This is a genomic window from Roseateles depolymerans, assembly GCF_003387155.1.
GTDB lineage: Bacteria > Pseudomonadota > Gammaproteobacteria > Burkholderiales > Burkholderiaceae_C > Roseateles > Roseateles depolymerans.
The window spans coordinates 1,100,500-1,110,866 of the sequence record NZ_QUMT01000002.1 but is presented as its reverse complement, the minus strand read 5'-3'; the positions used below and the strand labels follow the sequence as shown (position 1 = coordinate 1,110,866).

General features: G+C 67.8%; 10 protein-coding genes. 4 read left to right on the top strand and 6 right to left on the bottom strand.

The window, feature by feature from the left end:
* Positions 1 to 35 precede the first annotated feature (35 nt).
* The 5 genes from tssK to DES44_RS12775 all read right to left on the bottom strand — a co-directional run bounded on the left by tssK (position 36) and on the right by DES44_RS12775 (position 4,828).
* On the bottom strand, positions 36 to 1,421 hold the full coding sequence (gene tssK / locus DES44_RS12795; RefSeq protein WP_058935273.1) for a type VI secretion system baseplate subunit TssK: 1,386 nt from the start codon (positions 1,419 to 1,421) through the stop codon (positions 36 to 38).
* Positions 1,418 to 1,909 (bottom strand): type VI secretion system lipoprotein TssJ, encoded by a 492-nt coding sequence (gene tssJ, locus DES44_RS12790; protein ID WP_083525607.1) that lies wholly within the window; start codon positions 1,907 to 1,909, stop codon positions 1,418 to 1,420. The genes tssK and tssJ overlap by 4 nt, the downstream gene beginning before the upstream one ends.
* A gap of 104 nt (positions 1,910 to 2,013) precedes the next feature.
* Entirely contained in the window at positions 2,014 to 3,084 is a 1,071-nt protein-coding gene (locus DES44_RS12785; RefSeq protein ID WP_058935271.1) for an aldose epimerase family protein, read from the bottom strand.
* Between the two features lie 77 nt (positions 3,085 to 3,161).
* Positions 3,162 to 4,076, bottom strand: coding sequence for an SMP-30/gluconolactonase/LRE family protein (locus tag DES44_RS12780; RefSeq protein WP_058935270.1), 915 nt, complete (start codon positions 4,074 to 4,076; stop codon positions 3,162 to 3,164).
* Positions 4,073 to 4,828 (bottom strand): SDR family NAD(P)-dependent oxidoreductase, encoded by a 756-nt coding sequence (locus DES44_RS12775; RefSeq protein ID WP_058935269.1) that lies wholly within the window; start codon positions 4,826 to 4,828, stop codon positions 4,073 to 4,075. The genes DES44_RS12780 and DES44_RS12775 overlap by 4 nt, the downstream gene beginning before the upstream one ends.
* A 210-nt stretch (positions 4,829 to 5,038) precedes the next feature.
* Here DES44_RS12775 and DES44_RS12770 point away from each other — a divergent pair, with 210 nt between their 5' ends.
* The 4 genes from DES44_RS12770 to DES44_RS12755 are packed head-to-tail and all read left to right on the top strand — an operon-like array spanning position 5,039 to position 9,169.
* Positions 5,039 to 5,968: a dihydrodipicolinate synthase family protein gene (locus tag DES44_RS12770; protein ID WP_058935268.1), complete on the top strand. Its 930-nt coding sequence runs from the start codon at positions 5,039 to 5,041 to the stop codon at positions 5,966 to 5,968.
* 11 nt (positions 5,969 to 5,979) lie between these two features.
* Positions 5,980 to 7,422: an aldehyde dehydrogenase family protein gene (locus DES44_RS12765; protein ID WP_058935267.1), complete on the top strand. Its 1,443-nt coding sequence runs from the start codon at positions 5,980 to 5,982 to the stop codon at positions 7,420 to 7,422.
* A gap of 30 nt (positions 7,423 to 7,452) precedes the next feature.
* The gene (locus DES44_RS12760) at positions 7,453 to 8,205 is read left to right on the top strand and encodes a FadR/GntR family transcriptional regulator (protein WP_058935266.1); all 753 of its coding nucleotides are present in this window, start codon (positions 7,453 to 7,455) and stop codon (positions 8,203 to 8,205) included.
* Positions 8,206 to 8,224: 19 nt separating this feature from the next.
* Positions 8,225 to 9,169, top strand: a complete 945-nt coding sequence (locus DES44_RS12755) for a LysR family transcriptional regulator (protein ID WP_058935265.1) — start codon at positions 8,225 to 8,227, stop codon at positions 9,167 to 9,169.
* 105 nt (positions 9,170 to 9,274) lie between these two features.
* Here DES44_RS12755 and yjfF read toward each other — a convergent pair whose 3' ends face one another.
* Positions 9,275 to 10,219: a galactofuranose ABC transporter, permease protein YjfF gene (gene yjfF / locus DES44_RS12750; RefSeq protein ID WP_058935264.1), complete on the bottom strand. Its 945-nt coding sequence runs from the start codon at positions 10,217 to 10,219 to the stop codon at positions 9,275 to 9,277.
* Positions 10,220 to 10,367 lie beyond the last annotated feature (148 nt).

Genomic DNA, 10,367 nt, shown 5'->3' with positions numbered 1-10,367 from the left:
GCTCCAGAAAGTTAGATCGTTCGTGCGGCCGCCGATTACTGGCGGATGGCCCAGAGCTCCAGCTCCAGCCCCGGAAAGTCGCCGGCCACATGCAGGGCCATGCTGCCGCTGCGCTCCAGCTGCTTCCACAGCTCGCCGCCGCGGTCCAGCTCGAAGTAGTGGAAGCCGGCGTGGAAGGGCAGTTGGCGCGGGGCCACCGGCAGCGCACGCAGCGCAATGCCGGGCAACTGCAGGTTGACCAGGTCGCGGATCTTGTCCACCGGGCCGAGCTTGGACTGGGCCGGGAAACGCTGTCGCAACTGCTCCGCACCCACCTGGGCATTGACCGCGAGCACGAAGCTGGCGCTGCGCAGCAGTTCCGGGTCGCCGACCACGGCGGTGCGCACGCCATGGGTGCGGTCCACCAGGTCGATCTGCAGCGCATTGCGCTCCAGCACCACCGAGAGCATGCGGCGCAGGTCCTCCAGCAGCGGTGCAAAGCTGCCGCGCAGGTCTTCGTGACGGTAGAGCGGATAGTCGCTGGCCAGCCGGTTGTCGCTGACGAAGGTGGCCAGGTCGCCGGCCAGTTGCAGGCAGTCGCGGTGCAGGGTTTCCGGATGCTGGTGGGGCGAGCCGGCATGCTGGCGGAACAGCGGGTCGGCGCGGTTGAGCGCCTGCAGCATCAGGAAGTCCGCCAGTTCCGACACGCCGGTGTTGAGCTGGCCCATGCGCGAGGCCAGCAACTGCGCCCGCTGGCGCACCAGGCCGTGCAGCAGCGAGGCCATGGCGGCCAGGTGCTGGGTGGCGTCGATGCGGGTCTGCGGCGGCACGTAGCTGGTGTCCAGGATGACCTGCTGGTCGGCCCGGCGCTCGGCCACCCGGGCCACGCCGATGGCGGCATACCCGTCATTGAGCTCGCGGGCAGGCAGCAGGCGCAGCGCCAGGGAGCCGGTCTGCAGCGGCTCCGGCTCGTCGCCGATGTTGGTGGCGTCGCGCACGTCCTGGTCCAGCACGCGGTAGCGCATCAGGTCCAGGCCGTCATTGCGTTCACCGCCGCCGTGGCCATGGGGGCTGGATCCGTTGCCGGCGCCGTCGATGCTGAAGGCGACCTGGTTGGTGCCCGGGCGCGCGATGGGGGCGGCCAGGTAGACGATCTCGTCCTTGAGCGAGGCCGGCACGTCCAGCGGCGGCGGTGCGGCATCGGTCTGGGCAATGTGGAAGGGCGTGCCGTCCGGCAGCACGCCGCGGGCCCGGATCACGCCCAGGCGGCCGACGGCCAGCAGGGCCTCATCCAGCTCCAGGCTGGTGAAACCCCAGCCATGGGTCGCGATGCTGCGCACCCGGCTGTCCACCAGATGCTCGAGGTAGCGGGTTTCCTGCTGGAAATGATGAGGCAGCAGGAACATGCCCTGCGACCAGATGACTTTGCTGTGCCAGCTCACGGCTTCTCGATGGTGGCGCTGACCGACAGTTCGTCGGCCTGGATGGTGAGCTTCTGCTTCTGGCCGACCTGCACCGGCACGACGGCGCGCCAGCGGGCATGCTCCAGGTCGCGGTAGGCGGCGAAGACGGCGATGAAGCGGGTGTCCGCGCCCAGCGTCTTGCTGTAGGGGCGTTTTTCGCCGGGCTGCAGCGTCATTTCCTCGCGCGAGACCACGTCCGCACCCAGCTCGGCCTGGTCGCGCTGGTAGAGCGACACGAAGTCGGCCGAATTGAAGGCATTGGCCGTTTTCAGCTCATACACCCGCACCAGCACCGGCGACGGCCGCTTGCTGACGCTCGGATTCACCGTGGCGCTGGCCGCAATGGCGCCGCTGACCTGGGTGGGTTTGGGCGTGCTGGAGCAGGCGGTCAACGCCAGGGCAATGATGGCCGCTGCCGCCAGCGCTGCCATCATTGATCGATTGGACACCTTGAACCCGATTCCCATGACCGTCCACGTTTGTGTTGGATGGTCGGAAGGATAGCCAGCGAGGAGCCCTCGGGCGGGTGACTTAGGTAACGCGGCGGGGTGTCGCCGGGGCCTCTCGCGCGTTAACCGAACCGATGCAGGGTCTGGCTGCGGTAGGTCTGGCCGGGCCGCAGCACGGTGCTGGGCCAGTCGGCGGACGGCTCATGGTGCGGGGAATCGGGGTTGTGCTGGGTTTCCAGGCACACGCCGTCGCCCTGGCGATACAACTGGCCCTCCGGGCTGGCCAGGCTGCCATTGAGGAAGTTGCCGGAATAAAACTGGACGGCCGGCTCGGTGGTGTGCACCTCCATGCGGCGTCCGCTGACGGGGTCGCGCAGGCGGGCCGCCAGCCGGAGGGGCTGCGAGGCGCCGTCCAGCGGTGCATCCAGCGGCGCATCCAGCACAAAACTGTGGTCGTAGCCCTGGGCGATCTGCAACTGCGGGTGGTTTTGCCGGATGCGGGCGTCGATGCGCTGCGGCGTGCGGAAGTCAAACGGGGTGCCGGTGACATCGGCGATGCCGGTCGGGATCATGCCGGCCGCCACCTCGCAGTAGCGGCTGGCAGGCATCTCCAGTTCATGGCCCAGGGCCGAGCCGCCGCCGGCCAGGTTGAAATAGTCGTGATGTGTCAGGTTGACCACGGTGGCCCGGTCGGTGGTGGCTTCGTAGTCCACCCGCCACTCGCGGTCGCCGGTGAGGCGGTAACGGACGGTGACCTCGAGCCGGCCCGGGAAGCCCTGGTCGCCGTCCGGACTGGTCAGGCGCAGGCACAGGCAGTCGTCGGCCTCCGGCTCCACCGTCCACACCTGCGTGCCAAACCCCTGCGCGCCGCCATGCAGGCAGTTGGCGCCGTCATTGACGTCCAGCGGGTATTGCTCGCCGTCCAGGCTGAAGCTGCCCTGGCCGATGCGGTTGCCGTAACGGCCCACGATCACCCCGAAATGCGGATTGCGCAGCCGGTAGTCGTCCAGGGTCGGCAAGGCCAGCACCACATTGGCCAGGTCCCCGCGGGCATCGGGCACTTCCAGCCGGGTGACGATGCCGCCCAGGTCGATCACCGACAGGCGCAGGCCGGCACCGGTGTCCAGCGTGTATTCATGGATGCGACGGCCATCGGGCATGCGACCGTAGTCGCGGATCTGCATGGGGGTCATGGGTTCAGTCAGGTGAGGGCGGGCGAGCGCTGGGGGCAGTGCCGGGTGGTCAGTGCCGGGTGATCAGTGCAGCGGTGTCAGCGCAGGGCGAATCGATGCGGCGGCAAACCGCGGAAGCCCTGCGGGTCCAGCTCAAACACGGCACCGGCCAGGGGCTCGTGCTCCCGGTCCTTGCGGGCGGTGGTCACCCACAGCCGGTCCAGGTCCGGGCCGCCGAACACCGGGCAGGTGGGCTGGCTGGCGGGCAGGGCCAGCCGGTGGGTCTCGCGACCCTGCGTGTCGAAGCGGGCCACCGCGCCGGCCCCCCAGAGGGCCGACCACAGGCCGCCTTCGGTGTCGATGGCGGCACCGTCAGGCTCCACGTCATAGCCCTCGATGCGGATGTGGACGCGGCGCTCGCCCAGTCGGCCGTCGGCGTGATAGTCCAGCGCCCAGATGAGCCGCTGCGGCGAGTCGGTGTAGTACAGCGTGCCGCCGTCCGGGCTGAAGCACAGCGAGTTGCCGATGACGGCCGGCGGCAGCGGCAGCTGCTCGATGCGCAGCGCCTCGCGGGAGAGTCCGTTGACGCGGTAGTAGCCACCGACCGCGGCGCCGTGCGGATTGAACATCCCGAAAACAAAACGGCCCTGCGGATCGCAGCGGCCGTCGTTGATGCGGGTGCGGGGCTCTTCCGCTTCCACGGGAATGAGGGGGCCGACCCGGCCGGTGGAGAGGTCAAACAGCGCCGTGCCGGACGCCAGCCCCAGCAGCAGCCAGCCCGGGGTGTCGCACAGGGCGAAGCTGGCCAGCGGCTCGGGCATCGGCCAGTCGGTGACGGAGCCGTCGTACAGGCGCCAGCGGAACAGCCGGGCATTGTCGATGTCGGTCCAGTAGAGCACCTTGTCGCGCTCGCACCAGAGGGCGCATTCGCCCAGGCGGTTGCGGCTGTCCACCAGCACGCGGGCGGAGGAGGGCGACCCGACGGTCGCATCGGCAGTCGAATCGGTGCTCATGCCCAGCCTCCGTCCACGATGTAGTCCTGCGCCGTGCACATGGCGCTGTCGTCTGCGGCCAGGAACAGCGCCATGGCGGCGATGTGCTCCGGCATCAACGGCTTTTTCAGGCACTGGTTCTGGTCGATTTCCTTCTTGGTCTCTTCATTGACCCAGAGGGCCAGCTGTTTTTCCGTCATCACCCAGCCCGGCACCAGCGTGTTCACGCGGATGTTGAAGGGCCCCAGGTCCTTGGCCAGCGACCGGGTCAGGCCCTGCACACCAGCCTTGGAGGTGGTGTAGGCGGCCATGCCGCCCTGCATCAGCATCCAGCTGAACGATCCGAAGTTGATGATGGAGCCGCCGCCCAGCGCCTTCATGTCCGGCGCCAGAGCCTGCGCCGCAAAGAACTGGTGGCGGATGTTGACCGCCATCGCCGCGTCCCAGAACTCCGGGGTGACGGTTTCCAGCGCATGGCGCTTGTCATTGGCGGCATTGTTGAGCAGCACGCTGAACGGACCGCCCAGCATTTCGCGCAACTGCTCGATGGCGCTGCGCAGGGCGGCAATGTCGGTGAGGTCGGCCGCCATGAAGGCACTGCCCGGCAGCTTGGCCGCCAGCGCTTCGCCGGCCTCCCGCGCAATGTCGATGAAACCGACACGTGCCCCCTGGGCGGCAAAGGCCTCCACCAGGGTGGCGCCGATACCGGTGGCACCGCCGGTGATCAGCACGCGGCGGTCTCGCAGGCTGGGATAGCGTGCGCTGAGGGTCATGTCATGTCTCCGTTCTGATGAGGGCGGCGCGCACTCAGGCGCTGCCAGGTCGAAATCATTCTATTAGTCAGACTAATTGGCGTCGATCACCCGGTTGAATCCGGGTTTCCCCGGATATAAGCTTGAATAAAGTAATACTTTAATGAGAGCAGACGCGGCGGACTTCGGCCCACCGGAGCAAACACGCGCCTTCTGCCCAGGAGACTTCGCATGAGCCAACCCTTTCCCCGGCCCTTCAAGGGCGTGTTCCCCGTCGTGCCCACGACCTTCACCGCCGAGGGCGGGCTGGACCTGGACAGCCAGAAGCGCTGTGTGGATTTCATGATCGATGCGGGCTCCAACGGGCTGTGCATCCTGGCCAATTTCTCCGAGCAGTTCGTGCTGGGAGACGACGAGCGGGAAGTGTTGACCCGCAGCATCCTGGAGCATGTGGCGGGCCGGGTGCCGGTGATCGTGACCACCACCCACTTCAGCAGCCAGATCTGCATCGAGCGCAGCCGCCGTGCGCAGGCGCAGGGCGCGTCCATGGTGATGGTGATGCCACCCTATCACGGCGCGACGCTGCGTGTGAGCGAATCTGGCATTTACGAGTTCTATGCGCGCCTGTCCGACGCCCTGGACATCCCGGTGATGATCCAGGACGCGCCGATGGCCGGCACCCCGCTGCCTGCGGCTTTCCTGGCCCGCATGGCCAAGGAGCTCAAGCAGATCCGCTATTTCAAGATCGAGACGGCCGGCGCGGCCAGCAAGCTGCGTGAGCTGATCGCGCTGGGCGGAGAGGCCATCGAAGGCCCGTGGGATGGCGAAGAAGCCATCACGCTGCTGGCCGACCTGGATGCCGGCGCCACCGGCGCCATGACCGGCGGTGGCTTCCCGGACGGCATCCGCCGCATCGTGGATGCCTATGCCGCTGGTGACCGCGAGACCGCCGTCGCCGAATACGGCCGGTGGCTGCCGCTGATCAATTACGAGAACCGCCAGGGCGGCATCCTGACCGCCAAGGCCCTGATGAAGGAAGGCGGCGTGATCACCAGCGACGCGCCGCGCCACCCGTTCCCCCCGATGTCCGCCCCGGTCCGTGCCGGGCTGCTGGACGCTGCCCGCCGCCTGGACCCGCTGGTGCTGCGCTGGGCGCGCTGAAAGGACCCGACATGAGCAACGAATTCAAGAACTACATCAACGGTGAATGGGTGTCGGGCGCGGAAACGCGGCCCAACATCAACCCCTCCGACACCAGCGATGTCATCGGCCACTATGCGCAGGCCGATGCCGCCCAGACTGAGGCGGCCATCGACGCCGCGCAGGCCGCTTTCGGCGGCTGGGCCTTCAGCACGCCGCAGCAGCGCTTTGACGTGCTGGACCAGGTCGGCAATGAGATCCTGGCCCGCCGGGAGGAGATCGGCCGGCTGCTGTCCCGGGAAGAGGGCAAGACCCTGCCCGAAGGCATGGGCGAGACCCACCGCGCAGCCATGATCTTCAAGTATTTCGCTGCGGAAGCACTGCGACTGGGCGGCGAGACGCTGGCCTCGGTGCGGCCCGGCGTGAGCGTGGATGTGCTGCGCCAGCCGGTGGGCGTGGTGGGCCTGATCGCGCCCTGGAACTTCCCCATCGCCATTCCGGCCTGGAAGATCGCGCCGGCGCTGGCCTACGGCAACACCGTCGTGTTCAAGCCGGCGGAACTGGTGCCGGGCTGCGCCTGGACGATTGCCGAGATCCTGTCCCGGACTTCGCTGCCCAAGGGCGTGTTCAACCTGGTGATGGGCGCCGGCTCCCAGGTGGGCGCCGCCCTGGTGGACTCGCCCAAGGTGAAGGCGCTGAGCTTCACCGGCTCGGTGGCCACCGGCCGCCGCATCATCGCGGCCTGCGCGGCCCGCCAGGCCAAGGTGCAGGCGGAGATGGGCGGCAAGAACCCGGTCATCATCCTGGACGACGCCGATCTGAACGTGGCGGTGAATGCGACGGTGCAAAGCGCCTTCTTCTCCACCGGGCAGCGCTGCACGGCCAGCAGCCGCATCCTTGTCACCGAAGGCATCCACGACCGCTTTGTCGAGGCGGTGGTGGCCAAGCTGCAGACGCTCAAGGTCGACCATGCGCTCAAGGCCGGCACCGACATCGGCCCGGTGGTGGACCAGCGCCAGTTGGACCAGAACCTGCGCTATGTGGACATCGCCCAGAAGGAAGGCGGCCGGCTGGCCTTCGGCGGCGACGTGGTGGAACGCGAGACTCGCGGCTTCTACCAGCGCCCGGCGCTGATCACCGACACCCGCAACGACATGACCATCAGCCGGGAGGAAGTCTTCGGCCCGGTGGCCAACGTCATCCGGGTGCGGGACTATGACGAGGCGCTGGCCCTGGCCAATGACACCGAATTCGGTCTCTCCGCCGGGCTGTGCACCACCTCGCTCAAGCATGCGGCCCATTTCAAGCTGCATGCCCAGGCCGGCATGGTGATGATCAACCTGCCCACGGCCGGGGTCGACTACCACGTGCCGTTCGGCGGCTCCAAGGGCTCCAGCTATGGGCCGCGGGAGCAGGGCAGTTATGCGCGGGAGTTCTACACCACGGTCAAGACGGCCTACACCTTCCCGGGCTGAGCGGGCCCGGGCATGGTAGCCTGCCGCCCGATGAAGACCCGCGCCGATCATTCCACCTACCGCCGCCAGCCCGAAGGCAAGAGCATGCATGGCCGCATCGTCAGCGACCTGGGGCTGGCGATCGTCTCCGGATCCCTCCAGCCGGGCGACCGGCTGCCGGGAGAAGCCCAGTTGCTGGAGCGCTACGAGATCAGTCGACCGGTGCTCCGGGAGGCGGTCCGGGTGCTGGTGGCCAAGGGCCTGGTGATTTCCAGGCAACGGGCCGGGGCGCTGGTGCGGCCTCGCAACGAATGGCACCTGCTGGACCCGGATGTGCTGTATTGGTTGATCCAGACCAAGCCGCAGCAGGAATTCCTGGCCACCCTGATGGAAGTGCGACGGACCTTCGAGCCGGCCGCCGCGGCCTTGGCGGCCAAGTCCGCGACCGAGGGGCAGGTGCGGCAGATCGAGCAGGCCTTTGCCGGCATGGCGGCCGCCACCGATGTGGAGCAGTTGCTGGAGCCGGACCTGGCTTTTCACCGCAGCATCGCCGAGGCCACCGGCAACGACCTGATGGCCTACATCGGCAACATGCTGTCGCTGGCGCTGAGGGAATCGATCATCCTGAGCAGCCAGTTGCCCAACACCCATGAGCTGTCGCTGCCCCGTCACGAGGCCATCCTGACGGCCATCCGCAACCGCGACCCGCTGGCCGCCCGGCAGGCCACGCTGGTGCAATTGCAGGAGACGGACGACGACCTGTCCCATGTCCTGTCCGCCAAGGGCATCGTGGACCTGGCCTGACGCCTTTCGATCGCTTCCGATGGATGACGCTCCCAATCCCAACTGGTTCCTGCGCGCGCGCCTGAAGACGCGCCAGCTGCTGCTGCTGATCGCCCTGGACGACCACCGCAACATCCACCGGGCGGCCGAGGCGCTGTGCATGACGCAGCCGGCAGCCTCCAAGCAGCTCAAGGACCTGGAGGACATGCTGGACGTGCGGCTGTTCGACCGCCTGCCGCGGGGCATGGAGCCGACGCTGTTTGGCGAGACGATGATCCGCCACGCCCGCATGGCCCTGACCAGCCTGGCGGCTGCGCACGACGACATCGTGGCGCTGAAGAAAGGCCTGACCGGGCAGGTGGAGGTGGGGGTGATCATGACGCCGGGCATGTCGCTGCTGCCCAAGGCGATTGCGCGGGTGAAAGCCCAGGCGCCGTTGATGCGCATCGGCGTGCAGATGGAGATCAGCAAGGTGCTGCTGGACCTGCTGCAGCGAGGGGTGCTGGACTTCATGATCGGCCGCATCCTGGAAGAGGACGGGTCGGGCGGGCTGCACTATGAAGAGCTGACCGGTGAGCCGGCCTGCGCGGTGGCACGGCTGGGGCATCCGCTCCTCAGCCGGGACGACCTGTCACTGGCGGATCTGGCGACGCAGTCGTGGATCCTGCCGCCGCCGGGCAGTGTGCTGCGGCACCGGTGGGAGCTGATGTTCCGGCGCGCTGCGCTGGAGCCGCCGGCCAATGCGGTCGACACAACGGCCTTGCTGGTGATCACGGCCCTGCTGCAGCAGACGGATTCGCTGCATGTGATGCCGCTGGAGGTGGCGAAGTACTACGCCTCGCTGCAGGCGCTGGCGATCCTGCCGATCGAGCTGCCCTGCGCGATGGATGCTTTCGGCATCATCACGCGGGAAGGGCATCTGCTGTCGCCGGGGGCGAGGACGCTGCTGAGCGAGGTGAGGGCGGTCGCGGCGACCTTGTACTGAGCCGGGCGGCGCTTGCCGGTGGGTGGGGCGCGGCGCTCCGCACCCTGCGGCCCCTGCGGTCAGGGACGGCAGTACCACTGGATGGTTTCCTCATCCCAAGGCACCTTACTGGCCTTGGCCGCTGCCCCCGCCCGCCAGGGGACGGGACAACACCCGTTGCACGACACAGAACACAAACAGCAGACCGCCGATCACGATCTTGGTCCACCAGGAACTGAGCGTGCCGTCAAAGGCAATCAGCGTCTGGATGGTGCCCAGCACCAGCACGCCGGAGAGTGCGCCGGCCACATAGCCGTAACCACCGCTGAGCATGGTGCCGCCGATGACCACGGCCGCAATCGCATCCAGCTCCGCGCCCTGGCCGTGCAGGGCATACCCGGACAGCATGTAGAACCCAAACAGCAGCCCGGCCAGAGAAGCGCAGAAACCGCTGAAGCCGTAGACCAGCAGCTTGGTGCGGCCCACCGGCAAGCCCATCATCACGGCAGAGGTCTCATTCCCGCCCAGCGCATACACCGCGCGGCCAAAGCCGCTGCGATGCGCCAGCCAGATGCCCACCGCCAGCAGCACGACCGCGATCACCGCGCCCGGCGAGACAAAACCGCCTGGAATGTGGATCTGGGTCTGCGAAATCCAGACAAAGGTCTCGTCGCTGATGGTGATGGAGTCGACGCTGATGAGATAGCAAAGCCCCCGCGCGAGGAACATGCCGGCCAGCGTCACGATGAAGGGCTGCAGCCGAAAGACATGGATCAGCGCGCCCTGGAACACACCGAACAGCGTGCCGCCGACCAGCACGGACGCCATGACGGCCGGTGCGGGCCAATGCCCCTGCTGCAGCAGCCAGGCCGCCACGGTGGTGGACAGCGCCAGCACCGCACCGACCGACAGGTCGATGCCGCCAGACAGGATCACCAGGCTCATGCCGACCGCCAGCACCAGCAGGTAGGCGTTGTCGATCAGCAGATTCAGCATCACCTGCGGAGCGGCGAAACCGTCGTACATCACCCCGCCCGCGATCACCAGGAGCACCAGCAGGACCACCGTCATCTGGGCGCTGAAGGCCGGATGGTGCAGCCAGCGTTGCAGGCTGCGCTCCCACCCGGATGCGGATCCACGATGGACGGTCGCGCCAGCCGGAGCGGCTGAGGCGGTGGAGACCGAAGCCGCCGATACTGATGCGGCAGACGCAGGTTCG